The organism is Paenactinomyces guangxiensis (assembly GCF_016055185.1).
In the GTDB taxonomy this organism is placed as follows: domain Bacteria; phylum Bacillota; class Bacilli; order Thermoactinomycetales; family Thermoactinomycetaceae; genus Paenactinomyces; species Paenactinomyces guangxiensis.
This window is the reverse complement of sequence record NZ_JAECVR010000001.1, coordinates 622,279-647,122: the sequence shown is the minus strand read 5'-3', so window position 1 is coordinate 647,122 and position 24,844 is coordinate 622,279. Positions and strand designations below refer to the sequence as shown.

General features: G+C 41.1%; 21 protein-coding genes, 8 tRNA genes and 1 pseudogene. 20 read left to right on the top strand and 10 right to left on the bottom strand.

Features of this window, described 5'->3' with window-relative positions:
* Window positions 1-52: 52 nt before the first annotated feature.
* Complete coding sequence (locus I8U27_RS03290) at window positions 53-613, bottom strand: ABC transporter substrate-binding protein (RefSeq protein WP_181749947.1); 561 nt, start codon at window positions 611-613, stop codon at window positions 53-55.
* Between the two features lie 427 nt (window positions 614-1,040).
* On the opposite strand from I8U27_RS03290, the gene I8U27_RS03285 reads away from it, so the two are divergent.
* Window positions 1,041-2,693: a YndJ family protein gene (locus tag I8U27_RS03285; protein ID WP_181749948.1), complete on the top strand. Its 1,653-nt coding sequence runs from the start codon at window positions 1,041-1,043 to the stop codon at window positions 2,691-2,693.
* Window positions 2,694-2,820: 127 nt separating this feature from the next.
* On the opposite strand, the gene I8U27_RS03280 is transcribed toward I8U27_RS03285, so the two are convergent.
* On the bottom strand, window positions 2,821-3,888 hold the full coding sequence (locus I8U27_RS03280) for an undecaprenyldiphospho-muramoylpentapeptide beta-N-acetylglucosaminyltransferase (RefSeq protein WP_181749949.1): 1,068 nt from the start codon (window positions 3,886-3,888) through the stop codon (window positions 2,821-2,823).
* Window positions 3,889-4,050: 162 nt separating this feature from the next.
* Window positions 4,051-4,332 carry a DUF4190 domain-containing protein gene (locus I8U27_RS03275; protein WP_198065829.1) on the bottom strand — a complete coding sequence of 94 codons (282 nt, stop codon included), beginning with the start codon at window positions 4,330-4,332 and terminating at the stop codon, window positions 4,051-4,053.
* A gap of 761 nt (window positions 4,333-5,093) precedes the next feature.
* On the opposite strand from I8U27_RS03275, the gene I8U27_RS03270 reads away from it, so the two are divergent.
* The 4 genes from I8U27_RS03270 (at window position 5,094) to I8U27_RS03255 (ending at window position 5,501) form a co-directional block, all read left to right on the top strand.
* Window positions 5,094-5,187: transfer RNA gene (locus tag I8U27_RS03270), tRNA-Ser, on the top strand.
* A gap of 81 nt (window positions 5,188-5,268) precedes the next feature.
* Window positions 5,269-5,344 (top strand) — tRNA-Phe (locus tag I8U27_RS03265).
* A 4-nt stretch (window positions 5,345-5,348) separates the two neighbouring features.
* A tRNA-Thr gene (locus tag I8U27_RS03260) sits at window positions 5,349-5,424 on the top strand.
* A 3-nt stretch (window positions 5,425-5,427) separates the two neighbouring features.
* A tRNA-Trp gene (locus tag I8U27_RS03255) sits at window positions 5,428-5,501 on the top strand.
* Window positions 5,502-5,508: 7 nt separating this feature from the next.
* Here the strand turns inward: I8U27_RS03255 and I8U27_RS03250 are convergent.
* Complete coding sequence (locus I8U27_RS03250; RefSeq protein WP_181749950.1) at window positions 5,509-5,931, bottom strand: YugN family protein; 423 nt, start codon at window positions 5,929-5,931, stop codon at window positions 5,509-5,511.
* A 63-nt stretch (window positions 5,932-5,994) separates the two neighbouring features.
* Here I8U27_RS03250 and I8U27_RS03245 point away from each other — a divergent pair.
* From I8U27_RS03245 to I8U27_RS21255, 4 genes are all read left to right on the top strand, one after another.
* Window positions 5,995-6,068: transfer RNA gene (locus I8U27_RS03245), tRNA-Cys, on the top strand.
* 223 nt (window positions 6,069-6,291) lie between these two features.
* Window positions 6,292-6,510, top strand: coding sequence for a hypothetical protein (locus tag I8U27_RS03240; RefSeq protein WP_181750572.1), 219 nt, complete (start codon window positions 6,292-6,294; stop codon window positions 6,508-6,510).
* Between the two features lie 8 nt (window positions 6,511-6,518).
* Window positions 6,519-6,788: a Fic/DOC family protein gene (locus tag I8U27_RS03235; RefSeq protein WP_181749951.1), complete on the top strand. Its 270-nt coding sequence runs from the start codon at window positions 6,519-6,521 to the stop codon at window positions 6,786-6,788.
* The gene (locus tag I8U27_RS21255) at window positions 6,722-7,162 is read left to right on the top strand and encodes a Fic/DOC family protein (protein WP_181749952.1); all 441 of its coding nucleotides are present in this window, start codon (window positions 6,722-6,724) and stop codon (window positions 7,160-7,162) included. The genes I8U27_RS03235 and I8U27_RS21255 overlap by 67 nt, the downstream gene beginning before the upstream one ends.
* On the opposite strand, the gene I8U27_RS03225 is transcribed toward I8U27_RS21255, so the two are convergent.
* From I8U27_RS03225 to I8U27_RS03215, 3 genes are all read right to left on the bottom strand, one after another.
* Window positions 7,125-10,310, bottom strand: a complete 3,186-nt coding sequence (locus tag I8U27_RS03225) for a type 2 lanthipeptide synthetase LanM family protein (RefSeq protein ID WP_181749953.1) — start codon at window positions 10,308-10,310, stop codon at window positions 7,125-7,127. The two genes, I8U27_RS21255 and I8U27_RS03225, sit on opposite strands and share 38 nt — an antisense overlap.
* Window positions 10,311-10,355: 45 nt before the next feature.
* Window positions 10,356-10,595 carry a hypothetical protein gene (locus I8U27_RS03220; protein ID WP_181749954.1) on the bottom strand — a complete coding sequence of 80 codons (240 nt, stop codon included), beginning with the start codon at window positions 10,593-10,595 and terminating at the stop codon, window positions 10,356-10,358.
* Window positions 10,596-10,826: 231 nt separating this feature from the next.
* Window positions 10,827-11,114: a plantaricin C family lantibiotic gene (locus I8U27_RS03215; protein WP_181749955.1), complete on the bottom strand. Its 288-nt coding sequence runs from the start codon at window positions 11,112-11,114 to the stop codon at window positions 10,827-10,829.
* Between the two features lie 191 nt (window positions 11,115-11,305).
* On the opposite strand from I8U27_RS03215, the gene I8U27_RS03210 reads away from it, so the two are divergent.
* From I8U27_RS03210 to I8U27_RS03190, 5 genes are all read left to right on the top strand, one after another.
* Window positions 11,306-11,554 (top strand): class II lanthipeptide, LchA2/BrtA2 family, encoded by a 249-nt coding sequence (locus I8U27_RS03210; protein ID WP_181749956.1) that lies wholly within the window; start codon window positions 11,306-11,308, stop codon window positions 11,552-11,554.
* Window positions 11,555-11,928: 374 nt separating this feature from the next.
* Window positions 11,929-15,105, top strand: a complete 3,177-nt coding sequence (locus I8U27_RS03205; RefSeq protein WP_181749957.1) for a type 2 lanthipeptide synthetase LanM family protein — start codon at window positions 11,929-11,931, stop codon at window positions 15,103-15,105.
* Window positions 15,106-15,110: 5 nt separating this feature from the next.
* Complete coding sequence (locus tag I8U27_RS03200) at window positions 15,111-17,279, top strand: peptidase domain-containing ABC transporter (protein ID WP_181749958.1); 2,169 nt, start codon at window positions 15,111-15,113, stop codon at window positions 17,277-17,279.
* Between the two features lie 31 nt (window positions 17,280-17,310).
* Window positions 17,311-18,030 carry an NAD(P)H-dependent oxidoreductase gene (locus I8U27_RS03195; RefSeq protein ID WP_181749959.1) on the top strand — a complete coding sequence of 240 codons (720 nt, stop codon included), beginning with the start codon at window positions 17,311-17,313 and terminating at the stop codon, window positions 18,028-18,030.
* 57 nt (window positions 18,031-18,087) lie between these two features.
* Window positions 18,088-18,243: a hypothetical protein gene (locus tag I8U27_RS03190; protein WP_181749960.1), complete on the top strand. Its 156-nt coding sequence runs from the start codon at window positions 18,088-18,090 to the stop codon at window positions 18,241-18,243.
* A gap of 58 nt (window positions 18,244-18,301) precedes the next feature.
* Here the strand turns inward: I8U27_RS03190 and I8U27_RS03185 are convergent, their stop codons facing one another.
* A complete protein-coding gene (locus I8U27_RS03185) occupies window positions 18,302-18,478 on the bottom strand; it encodes a hypothetical protein (RefSeq protein WP_181749961.1) in 177 nt (58 codons plus the stop codon).
* Between the two features lie 96 nt (window positions 18,479-18,574).
* Here I8U27_RS03185 and I8U27_RS03180 point away from each other — a divergent pair.
* The 5 genes and pseudogenes from I8U27_RS03180 to I8U27_RS03160 form a co-directional block, all read left to right on the top strand.
* Window positions 18,575-18,682, top strand: a pseudogene (locus I8U27_RS03180) (RNA-guided endonuclease TnpB family protein); the annotation flags it as partial.
* 323 nt (window positions 18,683-19,005) lie between these two features.
* Window positions 19,006-19,434 carry an RNA 2'-phosphotransferase gene (locus I8U27_RS03175; RefSeq protein WP_232345188.1) on the top strand — a complete coding sequence of 143 codons (429 nt, stop codon included), beginning with the start codon at window positions 19,006-19,008 and terminating at the stop codon, window positions 19,432-19,434.
* A 183-nt stretch (window positions 19,435-19,617) separates the two neighbouring features.
* Window positions 19,618-19,705 (top strand) — tRNA-Leu (locus I8U27_RS03170).
* A gap of 4 nt (window positions 19,706-19,709) precedes the next feature.
* Window positions 19,710-19,786: transfer RNA gene (locus tag I8U27_RS03165), tRNA-Arg, on the top strand.
* A 151-nt stretch (window positions 19,787-19,937) separates the two neighbouring features.
* A tRNA-Arg gene (locus I8U27_RS03160) sits at window positions 19,938-20,014 on the top strand.
* A 91-nt stretch (window positions 20,015-20,105) separates the two neighbouring features.
* Here I8U27_RS03160 and I8U27_RS03155 read toward each other — a convergent pair.
* Complete coding sequence (locus tag I8U27_RS03155) at window positions 20,106-21,206, bottom strand: glycoside hydrolase family 18 protein (protein WP_181749962.1); 1,101 nt, start codon at window positions 21,204-21,206, stop codon at window positions 20,106-20,108.
* Window positions 21,207-21,425: 219 nt separating this feature from the next.
* Between I8U27_RS03155 and I8U27_RS03150 the strand changes: the two genes are divergently transcribed.
* Window positions 21,426-23,570, top strand: coding sequence for a S8 family serine peptidase (locus I8U27_RS03150; RefSeq protein WP_181749963.1), 2,145 nt, complete (start codon window positions 21,426-21,428; stop codon window positions 23,568-23,570).
* Between the two features lie 69 nt (window positions 23,571-23,639).
* On the opposite strand, the gene mnmA is transcribed toward I8U27_RS03150, so the two are convergent.
* Complete coding sequence (gene mnmA / locus I8U27_RS03145; protein WP_181749964.1) at window positions 23,640-24,734, bottom strand: tRNA 2-thiouridine(34) synthase MnmA; 1,095 nt, start codon at window positions 24,732-24,734, stop codon at window positions 23,640-23,642.
* Between the last annotated feature and the right edge of the window lie 110 nt (window positions 24,735-24,844).

Sequence of the window (24,844 nt, the reverse complement as noted above, 5' to 3'; positions counted from 1 at the left end):
GAAAAGTCCACCCCCTATGAATGATGGATATTCACTTTTCAAAGAACGAGTTTTAACTGGAAATGGATTGTTTTTGAGGATTTAAACTTACTATACGAGGAGGGAATGTTTTGTTTAAGATGAAGGTAACCGTGTAGGGGTTGTCTGCCTTAACTTCTTTAATCACACTGTATACTTCGGAAGGCCCTTTAGCGATGGTTAAGATGCGGTCAAACGTAAACTTGACTGCATGGGCGTCAACAGGGGTTCCATCTGAAAAAGTGTGGCCCTCGTTAAGAATAAAAGTCCACTTTAACCCGTCAGGGCTGACTTTCCACTCTTTGGCAAGACCCGGCTGTACCTTTGTACTGGCCCCGTCATATTCAACCAGCCGTTCATAAGCCCGGTACGTAATTTTCCATGCCGAGTTGTCCATGGTAACGGCCGGATCAAGTGTACCCTGATCCGAAGTGATGGCGACCACAAAAGTATCCTTTGCAGAAGCCGAGCCAATCGCCTCAGATGCCCCGGACCCGTTTTGTGCTGAAGGTGAATTGGCATTGGGAACACAGGCTGCCAGAACCAGGCTGAGGGCCAGGATCACAACGAAGGAGTACCACCGGTAGTTTCTCATCGAAATCCCCCTTGGAATATCAATTAAAAAGATTATCTGAAAATATTAAATATTACCCTTAATATAAATATAGTTAAATAGGCTGGCTTATTCAACTTTTTGGACCATTTAGATGTGAATTGCAGATGATATGATCAATCAATTGATCATGGAGATATTTGGTATTGAGCGGGGTAGAAGAAATTTGTCACGGGTTGTTGTTTTATAATCATACAAAATCTATGATCTATATAAATACATTTTGTATTGTACCTTAATGAAACAATTGCGAATAAAGGTGGCCTGGTACAAAACCGGTTCGACTGATAGGCGGCAGGATTGTGGCCGGGGTTCTGCCGTGGTGAAACCAGGGGGTTCGCATGGAGAAGTGCTGGCAGGTTCTTATTAAATGTTGCCTCATACTGCTGCGGGATCGGAGTGAGCTTATATGAAAAAGGTTTTTTATATGTACAGCATCTTTGGGACGGTCGCATGGATCGTGTTAGCAATGACAGCACAGATGTTTATCGTGGATTTGTTCTTATACATATCCATTCTTGTATTAATCCCGATGGGCCTGCAGATCACGAACCAAACAGGCAAATGGACCAGGCTGCTGGTTATTATCTATCCAATTGCCGCAGTAAGTTCTGTCCTTTCCCACTGGTACCCGATATTTTCCTGGGCGTGGTGGGTATTTACGATCTTACTGGCGTTTTTCGGAATTGCACATTTCATTAAACAAGGCGGCATGTACATTGAAGAAAATATGATCAATTTTGCCTGGATGTACACAGCTATTGGCGGAACGTGGTTGGTCGCCCATGCATATAACTATGCACTCATGGGTTTCGACTCGATGATTGTCGTACTAACCGCCAATCATTTTCATTATGCATCGCTATTTCCGCTTTTGTTTCACGGATTGCTGGGTCGTGAATTAAAGTCACAGGGAAAAGTCCTGTCAGCACCGTATAAAGCCGCCGGAATCATTATGTTAGTGATCCCTCTGTTTATCGCGATTGGCATCACATACGCAAGATGGATGGAAATTGCGGGTGCGCTGTTATTTGCCTGTTCCCTTATCGCTTATGCCGTTCTCACATGGAAGAGCACGATTTCCGGCCAGCGGTTGATTGCAAAAATACTATTGAATATTTCATCTGTCTCGGTTACTGTGACAATCCTGTTATCTGTCATTTATGCATTTGGCAGATGGCAGGGAATGACGACGATTTCAATTCCAACGATGATAATGATTCATGGTGCTGTAAATGTGTTCGGCTTTTCCGTTCCTGGCATGATTGGCTATCTCATGCTTACAAATAAGCAGCATGTACCTGTTTCTTCAATCCCTTTTTCAAAAATAAAAGGAACTTTCCCGGTCGGAAGGCACTTTTTTCATAAACAGGGTGCGATTGATGAGGGGGCTGCTTCTTTGCCGGCAGGAATGGTTGATTCCATGGACTTGTTTACATCCGCTTCTTTTCATCCCAATGCCATCCATCCTCTCATCCGGTCTTTTTATGAGAATACGATGATGTTTGAACTGGATGTTGTCCCCCGCTGGCATCCTCTTTTTTATCCTGTTGCCAAACGATATAAAAAGCTGTCACAACGCATGGAGCAAATGAACTTTCCTGTTTCATCCAATGACAGGAAAGTAGAAGTGGAAAGTGCCATTTTTCCATTAAAAGATGAAACAGACGGCAGAACAAATGTAAGAGCATGGATCCGTTCTGAACAGGCAACGAAAAAAGCTTTTTATGTGGCTGCCTACTCAACGCATACAAATAATGAAACAGGTGAGCGTTATTATAATATCTTTTTTCCATTGCCATTCGGGGGAATGACGAGTGTGTTGCGTATTACACACTTTCAGGAGCAGGGCGTTCATCTGACATCTTTATCACATACCAAGCATGTGACAGAACAGCAAGGTGTGTATGGATCGATCGGTTCCTATCATATCAGGCTGCCAATCAATGAAACCATTGATGTGTGGGTAGAGGATCATGTCATTAAAGCGTGTCATCATAGCTGGCTATTTGGATTCCGGTGCTTAACATTAAATTATGAGATTAGAAAATTGAAGGATTGAGGGGCTCTTAAGCGTTGCCGTAATGTTGCGAACTTTCATCCAATCATGGCAACGAAAAAAATAAAGACGCTGAATCTTTGTAAATGGAAGGTTCAGCGTCTTTTTGCTCTGTTCTCGTCAGTTCGCTTTACCGGGCGATGTTTTTGACCAATGCAAAAACATGCTGCAGCGCATCCCCGGCGTTGCTCTTTCTCATATTCTCTTTATATGTTTCTCTGTTTTCAAACACCTTGTAAACAGCGTTCATGAATGTATCGTCTGTTAAATCTTCCTCCATGAGCACTTCACAGAAACCGGACTTCTCAAATGACTTTGCATTTAATATCTGGTCCCCGCGGCTGGCTGCTTTGGAAAGGGGAATTAACAGCATGGGTTTTTGCAGGGAAAGAAATTCAAAAATGGAGTTGGACCCTGCTCTGGAAACGACAAAGTCAGCCATGGCCATAATATCGGGCAATTCTTGATTAATATATTCAAATTGTCTGTATCCGGGTGCTGTGATGGAGGGATCCATTTGCCCCTTCCCGCAAATATGTACAATCTGAAAATCGGCCGACAGGGGATCGATGTGGTTTCTCAGCACCTGGTTAATTCGCTGTGAACCCAGGCTGCCGCCCATGATGAGCAAAACCGGCTTTTCACGGGTGAAGTTGCAATATGCCAAGCCGCGCGCAGCATCGCCATTCTTTAATTCCCCGCGTACAATAGCCCCTGCGTACTCGGCTTTATCCGATGGCAGATGCTGTTTGGTTTCCGGAAAGGTTACACATACCTTTGTAGCAAAAGGGATGGAGATCCGGTTTGCCAGTCCCGGGGTAAGATCGGACTCATGAATCACAATGGGAACTTTGTTTAACCATGCCCCCAGAACGACAGGGACCGATACAAAACCGCCTTTGGAAAAAACTACGTGGGGCTTTTGTTTCTTTATAATCCGGTAAGCTTGAAATATTCCTTTGAGTACTTTGAACGGATCTTTAAAGTTGTTCCAGTCAAAATATCGACGGAGCTTTCCGGTTGAAATGCTGAAATACGGGACTTTGTCTACATTGGAAAGCAGTTGCTTTTCGATCCCGTTTTCCGAACCGATATAGGCAACATCCCATCCTTCTTTTAAAAATTCCGGGATCAAAGCGAGATTGACTGTAACATGCCCTGCAGATCCGCCACCGGTAAAAATAATTTTTTTCGACACTTGCTGACCTCACCTTCAACAAAGTTGATTTGAATATGAGTATATTTTAGCATCTTTATATTCCTGGAATGTTTAACAAAAAAACAAAAAAACCGCATTCATTCCAAATGTCCGGTATCTCGGAATAAATGCGGCGGGTTTATATGCCATATTAAAATATAATCATGTAAATACAGAATACAACAGCATTCCGAAAATCATATTCAGCACTCCGATGACAATACCGACGCCGCTTAATACCATTCCGGTTATGGATAACTTTTTCTTTTCGCTTTGCCGGCTGAACCATGATAAAACCGCACCGGCAGCCCCCAAAATAATGCCTGCAATCGGGATGATCAGCGAGAAAACAATGCCCAGGATACCAAATACGAGGGAAGCAGTCGCTTTCCTGCTCACAGCCTTGCAGGCCGTGGAGGATTGAGTTTGTTGTACAGGGTCCATATGGATCACTCTCCTTTAAAAAGGGCTCATTAGATCGAGCCTTGTTTGAATTGACTTCGGGGGACGCCCACTGTTACATCTATTCATGGTATTGGGAAACTCCCCCTAAAGATGTCTACAAAAAATCTATGCACGAGTACGGTGTTTATACTACTTTTCTGAATGTCAGGGATGGGAAGGTTTAGGCCTTCGGCAAAGGCGAATAATAGAAGAATATTATCTGAAAGTAGGGATCTGCATTGGAATCTTATCAAGTGAACAGGCCTTCCTCCGGAGATCCGGGGAAGAATGGACTTGCGACAGCTTCAATGGTCCTGGGAATCCGAGTGCCGTGTTTTACTTTCTTCTTTTTTATGGGTTTGTTTGCCGGGATACCGGGACTTATATTAGGTCTGAAAGGAAGAAAATCTGAAAAAAAGGGGCAAACGACGGAGTATTACAGGCTAGTATTGCGATCTTTGTGCAAATATTAATTATCATCCTTGCCGTTCTTGAAATGATTGCGAACCCTCCGGCTTAGCCAGGTTTTGTGAACAGTACCCAAACGAAATATACCCCGGTGCCGGTCAGCAGAGGTCATCGAACGGCAGAGGGGATGTCGAACACAATTTTTGAATAAATTTATTTAAAACTTACCATTGACATGCAGGTGTCACCCGTGTATTATATATCTTGTGAGTTGACACGTCGTATTGAAATGGATGTAGTTCCTAAACGAAGCAAATAATCAAATCACCAACTCATTAAAACAGAAGCTGCACGGAGAGGTGTCCGAGCTGGCCGAAGGAGCACGATTGGAAATCGTGTAGGCGGGCAAAACCCGTCTCGAGGGTTCGAATCCCTCCCTCTCCGCCATCAACTAACTTCTGAAATGAGACAGAAGTTTTTTTAATCTGATTGACCCTTGACAAAAAGTTGATTTTGATGTTATGATGAGGCTCGGTAGCTCAGTCGGTAGAGCAGAGGACTGAAAATCCTCGTGTCGGCGGTTCGATTCCGTCCCGAGCCACCACCAGGCTGGTGTAGCTCAATTGGTAGAGCAACTGACTTGTAATCAGTAGGTTGGGGGTTCAAGTCCTCTCACCAGCACCATACAGGGGCGTAGTTTAATGGCAGAACAGAGGTCTCCAAAACCTCCAGTGTGGGTTCGATTCCTACCGCCCCTGCCAGCCATATTCATTTTAGATGGCTTATTTTTTTCTCAACCAGCTGAACCGTTGATGTTCCCCTGGAAATCCATTTTTCGTCGATTTCGGCATCTTCAGTGGGAAGAGGTTCGGTGAACTGATTAACCAGTGCGCTGGCAATCCCGATATCTCCGCGATGATCGTTGGTTGTCAGAAATTCATGTTTGATGATAAAGGGCTTTCCCAAGCGGATCGTTGCTTTTGGATGTCCGATCTCGCCTTTCACGGCAAAGGCTGGTATGCGCAGATAGTAACGGTATCCATGCTCTTCTTCCCAGTCAAGGGGTTTGTCGAAGTAGCCGTGCTCATACGTATAGCCGCTGCCGATGTGAAATCCTTCCGGATTCAGCAAATCGCTGATTTCTCCAAAGGTGGATTGGACGCCTTCGATGGTGGAATCAATGGTAATCATCACATATACTCCTTTCTCAAGCCATATTGTTTGATGTTTATAAGAAATTCATACCTTTTGCATGGCGGCATAGCCAAGTGGTAAGGCAGAGGTCTGCAAAACCTTTATCCCCGGTTCGAATCCGGGTGCCGCCTCCAAATAAAATGGTGAAACAAAAGCACCTCTCAGACGTTATCATCTGCGTCTGGGAGGTGCTTTTTTGTTTGGTTGCGTTTAGAAGTTTTTAGACCCACTTGGCCAGGGTTGTTTGAATCAAGATGGTTAGCCAATAATAATAAGTAGGTTCACATTTATTGTTGAGTCCTGCAATCATTGGTAAAATAAAGGTGAAACCAAATGGAATGGAAAGGATGCCGAATCATGTTTAAAGCAAGACGGGTTGTCGGCAACCGCAAACGAATATTGCGCAAGCATTGGGCGATTGGGAGAAAAATGTTTCGTGGGGCCGTTGGATCATTAAAGCATGAAGGCATATATTTAACAAACACAGAGCAAGAACTTCTTCGGGCCTATTGTGAAGGGAGAATTACTGAAGATGAATATAATCGCAAAGCACTGGAACTTGTGATGAAAGGATAAGACAAGCATTGGAAGAAACGACAGATGTTTATCCTGGAACAACCGTTTTAAGAAACAAGTTGGATATTCGGGATCAGAAGAAACTTGAGAAGTGGGAACGTCTCATGACGGCAAAAAGATTGGCTCAGTTGATTAAAAAACCACTTTCCGGCTCGTTTGACCTGGCTCACTTGCAAAAGATACACTGGTATCTCTTTCAGGATGTGTATGAATGGGCCGGCCAGATTCGGAAAGTGGTTATTTCAAAACCACCCATCTTTTTTGTTTGCCACACTTAATCCGTTCCCAATCCGATTTAATTTTTGTTCAACTCAGAGAAGAGCGATATTTAACCGGGTTGGATGTGATCAGCTTTTCAAAAAGAACCGCATATCATCTTTCGGAGATTAATATATTACATCCTTTTCGTGAAGGCAATGGGCGAACCCAACGCGAATTTATACGATGCCTGGGATTGAAATCAGGCTATGTGATTGATTGGGCCGTAGCAGATGAAAAAGAATTTTTAGAGGCGATGATCGATTCAGCAATTAGATCAGAAGAAAAATTGGCCCCGATCATTCTGAGTTGCATTGTTAGTCAGAAATGGCTCCCTACTTCACCGGGTTCTACTCCTAATTATTGGCAATTTTTGTATGTTGGATTGAAGTAGCAGGTTCAAGATAGAGAATAGATGGAACATTTGATGGTGAGTATTGCTTTAATAAGCCATACCCATAACCTGCTAGCCCTGTCATTAGTCCTACAGATTCAACTCCGCGAGAAACTCCTTTTTGCCAATTTTTTTCTCTAATTACCTGAAGAACTTGTCTAGAGGCTGAGTTTGCAAGCTCTAACCATTTTTCTTCTTGCAATACTTGTGAAGCAAATCTGAGTATTTCTATTTGACCAAAATCACCATGACAAAGTGAACGATTATTTCCAAATCCTAAATCTAGCGTTGTTTGTAGAGCGATTTCAATCTCTTGATTGAGAAGTTGATCTTCAATACCTACGTTTTTTAGCAGTAATCGACTTAACAAAATTCCAGGAGCACCATGACACCAAGCTACAGAGAGAATATCCCGCCCAGGGGAACGCCAATTTCTTTCTTTAGTATCAAAATATTTCCTTTCATAAGCTAGTGCTTGGAAAATCGAATTTTTCAGTTCATCATTTGGAGAATACTTATACAGTTGTCCTAACATTGCAGCAATTCCAGCAGTTCCATGAGAAAAACCAGTATAGGCTTTAGAGTCCCATTCTTGCCTCCATGCAATACCTACTTCAAATTTTTCTGATTTACTCAATAAATGGTTAGCACATTGTTTAGCATATTCCAAAGCTGGTTGATACTCGGTTTGTTTATATATCCCTAATAGTACAGCAATCGTACTAGCAGAACCTGAAATGATATCATACATATTATCGTTTGGAATCATTTTTTCCAATATAGTAAGGCTAGACAATACTTCTTTCATCAAATGAGAGTCATTCCATAGAGAGGATAATTGGCTTAGCGTGTAAAGATATCCACTAATCCCTGCAAAAGCCCCTATAGGAATTTGAATTTCTTGTATGTTACCATTGTTTTTAAAGTCTTTTAAAACGTCTCTTACAGGTCTTAATGATTTTATAGAAGCTTCTTTAAATTCATTCCTTCCTGTTAACTCTGCTAGATAGCCAAAAAATAATGCGATTCCTGAATTACCATTATAGAGATCAGGACCAACCGGTGAAATACGCCAAGTCAGTTCATTCGTTCCTTCTATAACAGTGCTAATCCAGGAAAGTTCTTCATGACCATCATCGTTGAATCCTCTCACAGCTTTTGAAAGGAGATAATCCCCAATTTTCTCCGCTTCTTTTAGTAGTTCCTTTTTCTCCAAGAAGGCTTTCTCGCCTAACTGCGGGATAACAGAGGCTACTTCCGCATCATGTCTAGCATTATTGTTTGCGAGCATGGACATTCGAATCACTTGTAACTGTTCCTGACAATCTTCTTCGCTGAGTGAATTCAGTTTATCATTAACTATATCCAATGCACTTTCTTTGAAAAAGTTGTTGAAGCATTGTCCTTCACTATCCCATAAATGCTTTTCATTTGTTCGGAATATGAAGTAAGGGATATCTCCATTTAGCATGTCCCTTTTTTCAGAGTGAACGATTTTCTTAAAAAAATCGTGTTCTTTACTAGTTAACCAAAGGCGAAGGAAGCATAAATCACGATCAATGCCATTACGCAAAAAATCAGGATGCCTACTATTTTCCAATAATTCACTGTAATAAGAAGTATTACGTAGAATACTTCTCACCTCTACATGATGAAAACGTTGAAGCTGCTCTTTGAATTCATTCTTATGAGAGAGTAGCCACTTATACATAGATTCAAATCCCGATTCAATGTTCTCTAAATAGTGGGTGATATCTATAATTTCCCCTTGCAGTCTAGGCTGGTTTTTCTGAGGCTGGACGAGAGGATAATCTTTCTCAATTTTCATGCTGTCCGTGTTTCTTTTTGTTATCTTGTTGATTTTGAAAGGATAAACCTGTTCTTCACCCCCTCCTAGTCCACTTAAGTCAATTCCTTTCAATTTAGGATCATTTTGATAATAAATTAGAAATGGTAACATATGTGTTGACTGGACAGATCGTTGTAGTAGTTTGGAAGCTTGGTCAAAAGCTGATTTTGTATACTGCACCGAGTAAGGATGCTGATGAAAAATGGATTCTAAATCGATTAAAACGGGATACTCACCATGGGCAATTAGATTTTCATGATGAAAATCAACAGAGTTAAGTACATAAAGAAGAGCGAGCAGTGAACCAATTCTTTTGTAAAATCGTATTACTTCTTTTTGTTGTAAGCAATCCTTGTATTCGATAAATTCAACCCATCCGTAGCTTCCGCGATCAGCAACCTGGACTACCCGTTGGTTTTCTTCATTGGGTCTTTTCTCGTTGATCCATTTGATCAGTTCCTGAAATTGAGCATCAATTTTTAAAGGTCTAGGCTTATAAACAATTCTTAATTTACTATCAAACTCTATTAGCGCAACGCCTCTTCCTTTTTTATGAGAGTCTCCCAAACCTAGATCGATTTGATTAATATTTCCAATTTTTCTACCTCGATTGAACTGTTTAGATAACAATGGGGAATCTTCTTCTATACGTTGGAAGATCTCAGACACATGCCCAATCCAATTTTGGATATGAGTAAGAAGCAATCTAATCAGAACAATGTATTCTTCATAAAAGCTCTGTATAAACGAGGGATTGCTTAATAAACTGTCAGTATAATACTGATATCTTTCTTCTGGGGTTTCTCCCTGAAGCTGATTGGATATCTTTGCTACATGTAATTCTAATATCAACGTCCGATAACTTAAAAGAAACAATGAATCTATCAAATGAGATAAAAGAGATTGAATCAAACGATCAGTAAGAAATTGCGAGGAAATTCTCTCTTTAAGCTTACCTAATGATAATTGCAAAAATGGTTGATAGAATTGAATAAAGGACATGACTGTTTCTTTTTCTGGTTTAACAGGAAATGAAGGTAATTTGATATCTCTATATTTACCGGATATAAGTTCTTCATATAGTGAAACCCAATCCATAATTTCATCAGATTTAGAATTAGCAGACAAGTGAATCAATTGATCTTGATCTATATTGAAGATCGTTTGCAAACTTTTTTCAAATGATTCTACATCATTATCGAATAGACTCTTCCAATATGGAATACTTTCTATAAGATTTTGATTTTCCTCCGTACTCAACTGTCTCTCGTCTATATACAATGCTTTTTTCCACTTCATAAAGAAGCCTCCATAAATATAGGCATAATTAGGAAAAATATCGATCTATGTATTTTGATCGATGAATAAATTCATGCAAAATAAGCTGCCATTCGGCAGGAAGTCTTTCAAGCCACAGCTTGCGAACAAATTACCGATGGCGGCATGAATCCAATAGTTTAGCAATTGAGGAACAGTAAATTTTCTAGCTGTATCATGGTGTCCGCATTCTTCTAAGATCTCTTCGATCTCTTTTTTTGAAAAGACAGATTGTAGTGACTTTGAAAGGATGCTAATCTGTTTCATAAGGACACCTCGCGTTTTGGTTTGATCGGGAAACTAACCTTTATACGCGAAAGTGTCCTCTTCCTTTATCCTATTTTTTTGGTAAATCAACACACCTGTAATGAACGATATCCTCAAAGGAAATAAGGAATAGGAACTAAATGTAATGATCCGCACGCCGGGTTCTGTGAAAAGGGTGGTCAGTAATGACCATCCCTAATCGAATTTGAATTATGAAATACATTTAATTTGCTAGTTGCAAGAAGGCATGCATTCTACCGTCAGAGTACAATACCAACCATCGTTTCCTCCTAACTTGCTAACAGTACCACAGTCAGTAAAAGTGCAAAGAGCTGCTTTTGTGGTTGTGCCAGTAGATTGTGCATTGACTCCACCAGCAATGCTAGATTTTTCAAGGTCACTTAATCCTTTTAGGCTATCACCTATAGGATTTTCAAGCATGTTTGCTTTCATTTCTTCTGGTAGCTTAGAACGATAAACCGGATCCTTCCAGTAGCGAATTACAGAATTCTTGTTCATAAAAACTAGCTCCTTTCAAAAGTTAGTTTGTTTTACAATAGTTATTATATCAATTAATAATTAATTGTAAAGTATAAATATTTATATTTGTGATTTATATTGAATATATTGAATTAAATATACCAATAATTTATAATTGAAATTGTCTCCCTAGAAGACAAAAAAAAGAATTAGTTAAAGGAGAGGTTTACATGTCTAAACAAGATGTAGTTCGTGCTTTAAGAGATCCTGAGTATCGTGCGCAATTGAATGGATTCAATCATCCAGCTGGTTTAGTAACTGACGAAGAATTAAAGCGGATTGCAGGTGCAGCTGATGCTGAACCACAATCAACTATCCCTTGTGGAGTTGTTAGTGCAACTGTTAGTTTAGTTAGTGCAGCTGGATGTCCAACTACTAAATGCACTAGCCAATGCACTAATGTGGATGGTTTGTGTTAGAAGAGAGACTATCAGAAATTTGCTACTAGGGCGCGTCTGGTAAATCATTTTGATAATCATCTTGACTGAAAAACTGAAGGTAAATTCCGCAAAGAATCAGCAATTTAAAAATCCCTTTTTCTGTAATGAGACTGTCTTTACCTATTTACCAGATAGACCCTAGTAAAGTACTAGTGTTCTTCTTAGAAAATAAGTTGGTGGAGTCCTCTAACCTAGCTACTAACCATTTTACAAGAGTTGGAGGACTCTCCAATGTAAGTATCTTTAAATATCAAAACGCCTATAAGGTGAAAATTGGTAAGATTAAATGGTCCAACTGAAAGTCGGCTGTTGAGGAGTGCAACATTCAAACTTTAGTGCGGGGAGCAATGAACATGAACATACTTTCAGATCAGAATGATACTCTATATAAAGCAGCTTATCTGACAGAAAGAGGGTATAGAAATGGTCAAAGTCCTAGAAATGTCGATCAACAGTTGCAACAATGGAAAAATAGAGGCGGATTTTCGGAGGAGATGTTTAAAAAGCGTTTAAAAGACAATGATTTGTGCGTTGAAGAATTCAATCTTCTACTTGCTGAGAAAGGCGATCCAGCTGTTAAAAGAGACCTCCCGTGGATAGCAACTTTTTATGAAATTATTAAATCAAAGCCTGATGAGATGGTGAACAGTTATAAGCCCGAGAGGAACAATGTTTTCCTTTCTTTTTATACTCCTTTTTTGACATATGCTGAAAAACTGCTTACTAAGCGGTTCGAAGAAATAAATAAAACTATTGATCGGACTGAAATATGGAGTGAAACATCTCTCCTTCAATCGATTCTAAAGACTCTACATGTAAAGCTTCAATCTATTAGTTTAAAAGTCTTAATTTCAGAACTGCATATTGCTAGAGTTACTAACAGTCTTTTCGGGGATACTCCGGAAGAACGTTATCAATACTTTGTAGATTGTTATCTAAATGATAGATCAAATCTGTTGGAAATATTTAGAGTCTATCCAGTGATGGCTAGATTAATGGTAGAAGCAGTAGAGAGATGTGTCGAGGTCCATCTCGAAGCACTATGTCGCTTCTTAAATGATAGAGAGGACATTTGCAAAATTATAAAAGGAAATTTTTCCGTATTAACTGGAATTGAAGGGGAAGCTGGAGATTCTCATAAAGGCGGAAGAACAGTGATGATCTTCGTGTTTGCATCCGGAGATCGGTTGGTTTATAAACCTAGATCATTAGCTATTGATGATCATTTTCAGAAATTCCTTTCTTGGATTAATAAAAAAGGCTTTACATATCCATTGTTATCTGCATCAGTTCTAGATCGAGGATCTTATGGGTGGCAGGAATTCGTTCAGCATCGATCTTGTCAAGAGAAAGAAGAGTTAACAAGATTTTATTATAGGCAGGGTGGATATATTGCTATTCTTTATTTGTTACGTTCTGTTGATTTTCACCACGAAAATATCATCGCTTCAGGAGAATACCCTATATTGATCGATTTGGAAACTCTTTTCAGCAACCATTTGGACTTACTCAGAGATGATATGGATTACCATAAGCTAGTGGAAGATTTTCATGAATCTGTACTTAACTCAATAATGTTACCCATTAAGTCTTCGAATAGCTTATTTGACTTCGATGTAAGTGGATTAGGAGGAGCAGAAGGTCAGGAGTCCACAAAGGTGACAACTTGGGTATTAGATCATATTAAAACAGATGAAATGCGACTGATAAAAAAACCTGTTATTACTACAGCAAGAAAAAATCGTCCGATCTTTAATGATAAAGCTGTTGAAGCAGTAGATTATTCTGAGTATATTGTTGCTGGCTTTAAAGAAATGTATCAGCTTTTTGTAAACTATCGTGATGAGCTTATGGACAAATCTGGACCTATTTGGCTTTTTTCAGAAGATACTGTACGACATGTCCTACGTCCGACCCATGCGTATGCTCGCTTCTTAGATGCAAGTACTCATCCAGATTATCTGCAAGATGGGCTCGACAGAGTTCAGCTCTTTGATTATTTTTGGCAAATTACAAATAGCAAGCCTAGATTTAAAGAGCTAGTCTCTATGGAATCCAGAGATTTACTTTCTCATGATGTACCTTACTTTACGTTTAAATTTAACAGTAACAGTATATTTGATAGCAAAGAGAACGAAATTCCAAAATTCTATAGTAAATCAAGTCTACAGTTAGTGATGGAAAAGTGTCAACTACTTAGCGAAGAAGATTGCCAGAAGCAAATGCGATATATACAGCTGTCCTTGGCTACATTGATAAAAAAACCTTGGTTTGACAAAGAACATGTGGAATACCATTGGAAACATCACTATGTAAAACCAGCAGGTAATGATGAGAATGAGCTCCTTTTAACCGCAGCTAAAGAAATAGGTGACCATTTACTTAAAAATGCCATTTGGAGTGATGATCGTAAGGAAGCGTATTGGATTGGATTAAATGCTGATCAAGATGAGAATCTAACTCTTTCTTCCCTCGGGATAAGCTTATATGATGGTGTATTAGGAATTGTTCTATTTTTAGCTTATCTGGAAAGGGAAACAGGCGAGGATAAATATGGGCATCTTGCGAAAGCTGCTTTACAAGGAGTCCGAGAGTTGATAAAAAAGGAAGAATATTTATTGTCACTATCTGCATTTTATGGTTGTATATCTATAGTGTATACATTATTCCATCTAGGCGTTTTATGGAATGACAATGAGTTAAAAGAATTGGCGAGTTCTTACTTAAAGAAAATAGAACCGCTTATAGACCAAGACGAAGTTTATGATCTTTTGGGAGGGTCAGCTGGCGCAGTAATTGTTTGTGTGCTACTTTATTCATATAACCAAAATCCTTTAGCTCTAGATATTGCAGAAAAATGTGGAGAACATCTATATGTATATGTTGAGAAGCAACTTCAATCTGATGGTGAAACTAACCACATACTTACGGGACTCTCCCATGGAGCTACTGGATACGCTTGGGCCTTCTCTTCACTTGCTTCAGTAACTAGAAAAGATAAATATTGGAAAATTGCGAAGAAACTACTTGATTATGAGAGATCATACTTTATAAAAGAAGAGAAAAACTGGGCAGATTTACGAAAGAATAAATCTTCTTCTAAAAATGCTATCTATTGGTGTCATGGCGCACCCGGGATTGGATTAGGAAGGCTTATGATGATGCCTTTAATCCAAGATCCTAGAATCCAAGAGGAGTGGCAAGTAGCTGTAGAAAAAACACTCGAGAGTGGATTTGGTTTCAGTCATTGCTTATGCCACGGGGACTTTGGGAACTTAGATTTTTTACAGTTGAGCGCAAAAGAGTTTAAATCAAAAGATCTAGAACAGAAAATTTATGGAATGGGATTACAAATTGTCCGGCAGGGATTGGAAAAAGGTTGGTCTTTGGGATTACATGAAAAAGCTGAGTTATTGGGATTAATGTTAGGACTATCAGGAATTGGATATGGAATATTGAGGTTGTTAAATCCAAAAATCCCCTCTATTATGGCTCTCCAACTGCCAAATCAAGATGCTAATGAGATGTGATAAAAATGACAGAAAAAATTTCGAAACGTAGACGTGTTCCGTTTATTGAACAAATGCAACAAACAGAATGTGGTCTGTGCTGTATGTCAATGATGGCTGCATACTATAATAGCTCGGTTTCATTGTATGAGTTGAGGGAGATCTCTGGAAGTGGTCGAGATGGAACGAGTCTTTACCAACTTGAGCAGTTGGCTAAGCAGCTTGGATTTGAAGCTAATTGTTATAAACTAACATCTAATGACCTGAAACAAGTGACATTACCAGCCATTATTTTTTGGGAAGATAAGCACTATGTTGTATTGGAGAAAATAAAGGGAAATTATTATTTGATTGTAGATCCCGCTTTGGGAAGACGTAGAATTTCAGGGAAGGATTTCCAAAAGTCCTTCTCTGATTATGTTTTGCTGTGTACACCGGGACCAGAGTTTAAGAAGAGAAAGGGTGAAGCTGTTTGGAAACCGTTTTTCCAGTTCTTGTGGAAACAACCCAAAATGTTTGTGAGCGTCATTTTGTTTTCACTAATCCTACAATTATTTATATTAGGAATGCCAACACTTATACAGTTTATGATTGACGATGTCATCATGAAACAAAAACAAGACATGATGAACACTTTTTTTATAGGAATTTTGTTACTAGTGGTTTTTCATATGGTTTTTACATTTGTTAGAGGTAGATGTATAATTACTTTAAATAATGTGTTAGATCGTCAGATGATGGAGAGATTTTTTAGTCATATTTTGCAACTTCCTTACCAATTTTTCCAGTTAAGATCATTTGGTGATTTATTGTTTCGTGCTAATAGCTTGCGTATTATAAGAGATTTGTTCTCAAATCAACTTATCAAAAGTGTACTTGATTTGGGACTGGTGATAGTTATATTAACATATATGTTGATTAAATCTCCTGTATTATCTTTCTGGGTCATTGTTTTTGCCTCATTGAATATTGTTATGCTAATTATGACTCGACCCAAGCTGATGGAGGTCAATCAGGAAGAAATTTTGAAAAATACAGTAGTCCAAGGGACACAAACAGAAATTCTCTATGGAATTTTTGGTGTGAAAACAGCGGGTGTAGAGGCTCAAATGTATGAAAAATGGTCTAATTCATTCGAAAAGTTGATACAAGCGTACAAGAAAAAAGAAGGAGTTTTGAACTATATTAATACTGCTACGAGTACATTTATGCTTCTTTCACCATTAATGGTACTCTGGATCGGAGCTAAACAGGTATTCGGTAATGAACTTTTATTAGGGGAATTAATGGCATTTCATGCTGTTTCCTCTCAGTTCTTTACACTTAGTAATTCGTTAGTTCAGGCAGGGAATTCATTTATACTAACTACGTCTTATTTAAAAAGAGTACAAGATGTTTTAAATGCACCTGTAGAACCTACTCCAAAACATCCGATTAAGCTATCCAAAATAAAAGGAAATATTGAGTTGCAAAAAGTTAGCTTTGCCTATTCTAAGTACAGCTCTCCAGTTGTAAAAAATATTAATTTAAAAATTCTTCAAGGGCAAAAAATTGCTCTGGTTGGAAAGTCAGGAGCTGGAAAGAGTACATTGGGCAGGATAATCTTGGGTTTATATCATAATATTTCTGGAAGGATTCTTTATGATGGAATCGACTTAAGAGAGATCGATAAATCTTCTTTACACAGTCAGATTGGAGTTGTTCCACAAGATGTAACCCTTTTTAATCGTTCGGTTTTTGAGAATATTGCTATTCACAATTCAGAAGTAACAATAGATGAAGTAATAGAAGCTGCTAAAATCGCTCGAATCCATGATGAAATTATGGAAATGCCGATGCAGTATCATACATTGATCTCAGAAATGGGAATGAATCTCTCTGGAGGACAAAGGCAGAGAATTGCATTAGCAAGGGCACTCGTCCATAAACCTTCGATTTTATTTTTGGATGAAGCTACTAGTTCATTGGATCAGATCAATGAATCCGCAATTGATCGATATCTTTCTGATATGAAATGTACGAGAGTAGTTGTCGCACATCGACTGAGTACAGTTCAGAATGCTGATCAAATTATTGTCTTGCACAATGGAGAAATTGTGGAAAGAGGAACCTATGATCAGCTCATTAATTCTAAAGGGTACTTCGCAAAGTTTTATGGGAGCTTCCCTGAGGAGGAAAATTTTATAAAATCCTAGTATTTAACTGAGATTGGAGGAGAAGATGTAGATGAAAAAAATCGTGGCATATATAGGCTCGAGACAAGACTCATCCAGAATTGTTAGATATTCAAAAGAGATTCTGGAAAAAGTGAAAATGGAATACGATTCTCCTTTGTCAATTGACTTAGTTACTCCTCAGGACTTTGAAATTCTACCAGCTACCGGGTGCAAGACCTGCTTTATAAAAGGGGAATGTCCTACCGAAGATATAACTCAAGATCGAGCCCGCATAGTAAAGCGTAAATTACTTGAAGCAGATCTTCTCTTAATGGCAAGTCCAGTATACTCTCATAACGTTTCTGGGGATATGAAGAATCTAATTGATCGCATTTCCTATTGGGATCATATATTTGCACTAGCAGGAAAGCCAGTAGTTATTGTGTCAACAGCTGATAGCAACGGTGCGGAATATGTATTAAATTACTTACAAAAAGTGATGGTGGTTATGGGAGCAGTTATAGTTTCAAGTGAATATTTCCTTAATACTGAACCAGAAACAACTGAAAAAAAGATACAGCAAATTGTTTTGTGTATAATCGATTCACTTAATAAACTAGGTACATTTTTACCATCAGATGGACAAGAACGTCTTTTTCAAATTTATAAAAATATTATTCAGAACTACTCAGAAGAACATTTTGAATACAAGTATTGGAAATCTCATGGGCTATTTGATGCCACAACACTAAAAGAGTATTTCACGAAAATTAGTTCAATTTCAAACTAGTTAACAATCACGTGATTTAGATCTGACTCTTCATATGAATCGAAAGGAGTTAAATAAATGTCTAAAAAAGATATAGGATTTAAAGTCAGTCTTATTGCTTTAGGATTGGCCATAGGTGTACCGATAGGACTTTTACTACTGGATAGTATTATTTCTGGAATTGTTCTTGGTATTGGAATAGGAATTGGTTTAGGATTTGTTAATAAAAAGTGATTCGACTACTTGGATCGAGGAAAAGCGCTTACCGAAATTTGAGAAAGCCCATCCCCTTCTAGGGGTGGGATGAATCGGTTCTTTCTTTTTCTGCGTATTTGAGTCCCAGTCGAATCAATTCATAAATCGCTCCTGCTCGAGTCGAAATCATTTCTCTTTCTTGGTACTCCTCGATCTTTTGAAGTAAGTCATCTGGACACTTTAGAAGAATCGGGGTTCTATTTTTTTTCGGCATGATTCGTCCTCCTCTATTGTAAAAAAGTATATACTTTTATATATTATAGATATTGATTAGATATACTTAGTATATAGGAAGGAGGAGAGAATAACAATGCCAACGATCACATTAAAACTCGAACTTCATAAACCAACCCAACCGAAACAGGACATGTATGAACGAATGACTCAGATCAATACTAAATTTGCCAACTGGTTATTGCTAAGAGTTTAAACGACTCACGGTCTGAGCTTGGTCAATTTCTCTCAGTTGCGGGAGATTACCCAAGAATCCCCTGCGCTTACGCATGGGGAGTGGTCAAGTCATTGCTAAATCGGTTATTTCTGCAAAACTCGTTCGGGAGATGACAATCTCCTAGTTCTTAAGTCTGAAGAGCTCATCTACAGGGTGAACATAACGGAGGGCGATTTTTTGAAAAAGGATATTGTGAATCAAAGCAAGTTCCTCAGTAAAGTTTTGCGCCTAAACCGGAAAGTATCGGGATTCGTCTGGATCAGAACGGGTGGACGGGTGTAGAGGAACTTTTGGAAGCTTGTAGGAAACACGGGGTTTTACTGGATCGCGAAACGTTGCAACATATTGTTGAAACGAATGATAAGCGGCGATTCTCCTTTAGCGAAGATGGCCGGAAAATTCGGGCGAATCAAGGGCATTCTGTATCCATCGATTTAAATCTGGAACCGGTAAAGCCTCCGGAAAGGCTGTATCACGGTACAGCAGACCGCTTTCTTCTGTCTATTCGCGAACAGGGACTGGTAAAAGGCAATCGGCATCATGTACATCTGTCTGAAGATCCTGTTACTGCCCGGCGGGTCGGTATGAGACACGGGAAGCCGGCGATATTACAGATACTGGCCGGGGAGATGCATCAGGATGGGTATACCTTTTTCCGATCGGCCAACGGGGTTTGGTTAACAGAGTTTGTTCCGGTTCACTATTTGAGAGAAAAGTGACTGCTCTCCGCTGAAACGGCAGAGTTTCACTTCACCATTCCTCAAAAATAAAAATATTTCGTCTTAAAAATTCCCTGTTGACTTTCATATAGCCGCGTGATATATTAATTCTTGTCGATGCGAGGAACGCTTTTCCGAGATGTTAAGATCAAGCGGAAAACGCTCATCAATCGAATATCATATGCGGACGTGGCGGAATTGGCAGACGCGCAAGATTCAGGTTCTTGTGGTCATTACGACTGTGGGGGTTCAAGTCCCTTCGTCCGCACCACCATGTGCCCTTAGCTCAGCTGGACAGAGCGTCTGACTACGGATCAGAAGGTCGGGAGTTCGAATCTTCCAGGGCACGCCAACCAAGGATGCTGTCCAATGCACAGCATCCTCTCTTTTTTTCAGCCCGATGCCTGATTGGATACAAGCACAGAGCAACGCCGGGTTGTTGATAAAAAAACTTGATCTCAAGATAGGAATCATGTTAAAATAAGATGTCACTAAAATATAATGTGCCCTTAGCTCAGCTGGACAGAGCGTCTGACTACGGATCAGAAGGTCGGGAGTTCGAATCTTCCAGGGCACGCCAACCAAAACAGCTTGTCCTGATCAGGACAAGCTGTTTTTTGTGCGAATCTCTGTATGGACCTGGGGCATCATCCCCCGGCACGCTGGAATCGTTACTTTGCCTGTTTGAATCCTGGTATTGAAACCGGGGGAACGGGGAGTTGAAACGACTCCGGATTGCCGTACTTTTGAGGGATAGCAGGTTTCCTGCTAGATTTTTTTGTGTCCTCCGTCGAAGGAATCAACGGTTTTCCGGTAAATGGTTCCGGCTTGTTTTTTACCAATGGAAGGTCTGTTTTAACATGTCCGTTTGTGATCGTGTCTTTTATTGAAGGGCGGTTGTCCTGAGAGAGGTTCGGGTTTGGAGCCGGACGGGATACTGTCCTGGTGGAGGCAGGGAGGCTGACCGTTTTTTTCTGCTGCTCCAATTGTTTGGTTAACCCCTCAACAAATAAGGTGAAAAATTTACGGTCAGAGGTATAAATCGGCTCCAGGTTCAGGATCAATCCGGCAAATTGATTGGCCAGTACAAATTGTTGCATTTGATTCACAGTCTGCTTCCGGCTTTGTGGAGTAGAAATGAGATGGTGAATTCGGTCCGGGTCATTTCCGCTTTCAACAGCCGGATACACATTTACTCCTTTTTCCCGGGCGAGAGGAAGGATCTGCACAAGTATCTTTGCCGTTGCCGGTGTACTTTTTACTTCTCCGGTGGGTTGAAGTTCAAATCCTGATAAATAGATGCTGTCAACGGTATCCATTTGCTGGACAAAGGTACTCAGGTCATCATCATCTTGCAGGTCACTCGCTGAAACTAACCAGGCATGATCTTTTGTGTGTTTGGGTGCTGTTTCGGTCCCGGATTGATTTATATGTAGGGCTGCCGGTTGATTTTTTTGGTGATTGGACCGGTTTGCGCGCGATCGGGGTGGATGATTATTCAAGTCCGGGTTCTCGGGCGGCAATTTGACCATGGGTTCTGCGGCAGAAACATAAGAGTCGGTAGGATATCGCTCATGCGAGATCAGGTTTATTTCTTTACCGGGCTGATCCGCATGCAGAATGAAAAATGTACTGCCAAAAGATAAGATTGAACAACTGAGCCCTGCAGCGATAAAGGAGATTGACTTGCATTTGATTTGTGGCCCGTTGTCCGGCGACAAGTGATTCTTTTCTTTCTGCTTCGGACCGCTTAACCAATACTTACGCCTCACTGATGAAATCCCCCTTCGTCCACAACTTTCTCATGCTACTCTATTACAATTTTTTCATTGCAGGCCAAAGTCCTGTAAAAAAACAGAAAAAATTTGCTATTAGATAAACATAGGAAACATTTTGCATCATAATTGTGATAAAAATAGAAGGGTTCAAAAACATCGTTGCCGTATAAAAATAATATACCTTTAAAAACAAAAATTACTAGGGGGCACGAAATGAAGGGCAAATGGCGATTTTGGTTATCTTTGGTCTTAAGTTCGGTTCTTGTTTTTGCCAGTTTTTCAGTCGCTTCTGCCTATTCGGGAGAAAGCCGGTCTGCACCAGCTGCTTCCAATGAGAGTGATTACTACTTTGTCCAACTGGAAGATCAGCCTGTTGCAACCTATAAGGGCGGAGTTCAAGGCTTGCAAGCGACTAAAGTTACAGCAAATGAAAAGCTCAATCCCCAATCTGCAGATGTGAAAAATTATCGCAGCTATCTGGCAAAAAAACGGGCCGATTATAAGCAATGGCTGAAGCAAAATGTAAAATCAACCAGGGTCATTCAGGAATACTCCCTCACACTGAATGGCCTGGCTGTTAAAGCGAACGAGGCCGAAGCCAAACGATTAGCTCAGGGACCCGGTGTAAAAAAGGTTGTTCAAAGTAAACAGTATCGCCCCTTAATGAATCGGAGTCATTTAATTATTAATACCATGCCGGCATGGAAAGAAGGATATGACGGTGCAGGTATAAAAGTTGCCGTGATCGACAGCGGAATTGATGTCAACCATCCATACTTAAAAGATCCCTCACTCGAGATGCCGGAAGGCTTTCCGAAAGCGGGAACGGACGACTGGCTTAAATTTACCAGCAATAAGGTGATTGTAGCAAAAGTATTCAGCCCTGATCCCGTCGCCACACCGGAAGCTCTAGGGTCTCATGGTACACATGTAGCCGGAACCATTGCCGGTAAAGCGGGATACAAGGATCCCACCGGGCTTGCCGGCGGTACTTTGAGCGGGGTTGCTCCTAAAGCATATCTGGGTAACTATAATGTTTTTCCCTGTCCGGATGATGAGCCCTGTTCCGCAGAGAGTATTCATATCGCTGCGGCGATCGAACAGGCTGTCAATGACGGGATGGATATTGCCAATCTCAGCCTGGGCGGGACGGCAACACCCGGATTTGATTTGCTGGTTGAGGTGGTAAATGCCGCCAGCGATGCGGGGATGACAATGGTGATTGCTGCTGGTAATTCCGGTCCGGGGGCGATGACTGTAGAGTCTCCGGGGATTGCCGAGAAAGCGATCACCGTAGCGGCTGTCTCCAATAATCACTTTTTCGGGAAATCCATCACGGTCACCGTAGACGGAGAGGAGCGGGTAGTTCCGGTTGGCTCTTCAGACCCCGGTGGAAAAGTAACGCAAAAAGTGGCTGCTCCCCTGGCGGTGGTCAGTGAAGGAAACGGACTTGGCTGTGAGCCTATCGCTGCTGATTTGACCGGTAAAATTGCAGTCCTCAAGCGGGGGAGCTGTACTTTTACCGATAAAGCCACCCACGCCAAGGAAAAAGGTGCCGTGGGTGTGATCCTGGTCAATAACAGCTCTGGTGATCCAACCCTGATGTCTGTTGACGCATCTGTTACCATTCCGATGGTCATGGTTACAGACCGGGACGGAGCCTGGATCTTAGCCGGCAAATCCGGTTCAGCTGTCATGGAACCCGGCCCGGACCAAGAGTTCACAAGCACCAATGACAGTTTGATCGCCGGCTTCTCCTCGCGGGGTCCCACCATTCACTACACCTTAAAGCCGGATGTCGCCGCCGTGGGTGTGAATGTTTATTCAAGTGTGGTCGGCGGAGGACTTTCTTCGTATAATGGAACATCTATGGCCACTCCCCACGTTGCCGGTGCGGTTGCTCTCCTCAAACAGGCCCATCCGGACTGGACCCCGCAAGATTTTAAATCGGCCTTGATGGGGACAGCCCGTGACCCCAAAAGCGCACCTTTGCCTCTGGAAGTAGGGGCAGGTATTATCAACGTGGGCAAAGCGTTGAAACCGGTGGCGTTGGCCAATCCGGCGAGCCTTAGTTTTGGCAAGCTGAATAAAAAAGGCGCCAAAAGTGAAGGGACCATTCGGATTACGCTGAAAAATACCACCAAAAAGAGACAGTCGTACTTCGTTAAGCCGGACCGCAATATAACGGTCAAACATAACAGCCTGGTCCTTACACTCAGGCCCGGTCAAACCGGAACGATTGACGTGGCGGCGAATACCCTCAGCAAATCTGAAGGGGATTATCAAGGGTATCTGCAAATCATGTCCAAAGACGGTGATATGATCCGGCTACCATACTATTACCACATAGGTAAATAGCCTGAATCTTTTCAGGAGAAAGTCAAAACAACCCACCAGCCAAACAGTTGGCTGGTGGGTTGTTTTCGCTTAAAATGTTTGATCGATGATTCCGCCGCCGAGACAAATTTCCCCACTGTAAAGGACGACGGATTGCCCGGGTGTTACCGCTCGTTGCGGCTCTTTAAACTCAATCTTGCAGGTTCCGTCAGACTGCGGAACTACCCGTACTTCTTGATCTTTTTGGCGGTAGCGGAACTTGGCTGTACATTCAAACGGCTCGGCGGGGAAGGGATCCCCTTCACCCAGCCAGTTTAAATCGCTGGCAATTAAGCCTTTGGAGTATAAAGCTTCATGATCATGTCCCTGTGCAACATACAAAATATTGTTTTTGACATCTTTTTTGACCACGAACCAGGGATCACCTGTGCCGGAGCCTCCTCCGATCCCCAATCCCTGGCGCTGTCCCAGTGTATAATACATCAACCCGTCATGGGTTCCTTTCTTTTCTCCATCCAGTGTACGGATCTCACCGGGCTGGGCAGGGAGGTAATGCTGAAGAAATTCTTTAAAGTTTCTCTCTCCGATAAAGCAGATACCCGTACTGTCTTTCTTTTTCGCGGTGGCGAGCCCGGCTTTACCGGCCAGTTCTCTCACCTCCGATTTATTCATGTGCCCGATCGGGAACATCGCTTGAAAAAGCTGTGCCTTCTTTACCGCATAGAGAAAATATGTTTGATCCTTATTGGGGTCTGCCCCGCGCGCTAAAAATTTTTGTCCGTCGATCTCTATCACTTGGGCATAATGGCCTGTTGCCATATAGTCCGCCCCGAGTTGTTTGGCTTTGGCCAAAAATTCCCCGAACTTAATCTCGCGGTTACACATCACATCGGGATTGGGGGTTCTCCCCTTGCGGTACTCATCTAAAAAGTACTGGAATACTTTTTGTTCATACTCCTTTTCAAAGTTGACCGAGTAGTAGGGGATCCCAATCTGGGCACATACCCGGCGTACATCCTCAAAGTCTTCGGTCGCGGTACAATGGCCAAATTCATCTGTATCATCCCAGTTTTTCATAAACAGGCCGATCACATCATAGCCCTGTTCTTTCAAGAGCCAGGCGGTGACGGATGAATCCACTCCGCCCGACATTCCTACTATCACACGTGTATGTTGATTTTCCATCGTATCAGTCCCAAGTCTAAATTCATCTGGTTTGGACCCCCTTGCTTTTTTACAGGGGATTGTCTACATTATAATCTAAATCAAACACTCTGAACAAATGAACGGAAAAC

Bases quoted from the DNA above. Each gene is read 5' to 3' on its own strand.
- I8U27_RS03290 (WP_181749947.1), bottom strand. From the start codon at position 613: ATGAGAAACTACCGGTGGTACTCCTTCGTTGTGATCCTGGCCCTCAGC.
- I8U27_RS03285 (WP_181749948.1), top strand. From the start codon at position 1,041: ATGAAAAAGGTTTTTTATATGTACAGCATCTTTGGGACGGTCGCATGG.
- I8U27_RS03275 (WP_198065829.1), bottom strand. From the start codon at position 4,332: ATGGACCCTGTACAACAAACTCAATCCTCCACGGCCTGCAAGGCTGTG.
- I8U27_RS03250 (WP_181749950.1), bottom strand. From the start codon at position 5,931: ATGATTACCATTGATTCCACCATCGAAGGCGTCCAATCCACCTTTGGA.
- I8U27_RS03240 (WP_181750572.1), top strand. From the start codon at position 6,292: ATGTTTAAAGCAAGACGGGTTGTCGGCAACCGCAAACGAATATTGCGC.
- I8U27_RS21255 (WP_181749952.1), top strand. From the start codon at position 6,722: ATGGGCCGGCCAGATTCGGAAAGTGGTTATTTCAAAACCACCCATCTT.
- I8U27_RS03225 (WP_181749953.1), bottom strand. From the start codon at position 10,310: ATGAAGTGGAAAAAAGCATTGTATATAGACGAGAGACAGTTGAGTACG.
- I8U27_RS03220 (WP_181749954.1), bottom strand. From the start codon at position 10,595: ATGAAACAGATTAGCATCCTTTCAAAGTCACTACAATCTGTCTTTTCA.
- I8U27_RS03215 (WP_181749955.1), bottom strand. From the start codon at position 11,114: ATGAACAAGAATTCTGTAATTCGCTACTGGAAGGATCCGGTTTATCGT.
- I8U27_RS03210 (WP_181749956.1), top strand. From the start codon at position 11,306: ATGTCTAAACAAGATGTAGTTCGTGCTTTAAGAGATCCTGAGTATCGT.
- I8U27_RS03205 (WP_181749957.1), top strand. From the start codon at position 11,929: ATGAACATACTTTCAGATCAGAATGATACTCTATATAAAGCAGCTTAT.
- I8U27_RS03200 (WP_181749958.1), top strand. From the start codon at position 15,111: ATGACAGAAAAAATTTCGAAACGTAGACGTGTTCCGTTTATTGAACAA.
- I8U27_RS03195 (WP_181749959.1), top strand. From the start codon at position 17,311: ATGAAAAAAATCGTGGCATATATAGGCTCGAGACAAGACTCATCCAGA.
- I8U27_RS03190 (WP_181749960.1), top strand. From the start codon at position 18,088: ATGTCTAAAAAAGATATAGGATTTAAAGTCAGTCTTATTGCTTTAGGA.
- I8U27_RS03185 (WP_181749961.1), bottom strand. From the start codon at position 18,478: ATGCCGAAAAAAAATAGAACCCCGATTCTTCTAAAGTGTCCAGATGAC.
- I8U27_RS03150 (WP_181749963.1), top strand. From the start codon at position 21,426: ATGAAGGGCAAATGGCGATTTTGGTTATCTTTGGTCTTAAGTTCGGTT.
- mnmA (WP_181749964.1), bottom strand. From the start codon at position 24,734: ATGGAAAATCAACATACACGTGTGATAGTAGGAATGTCGGGCGGAGTG.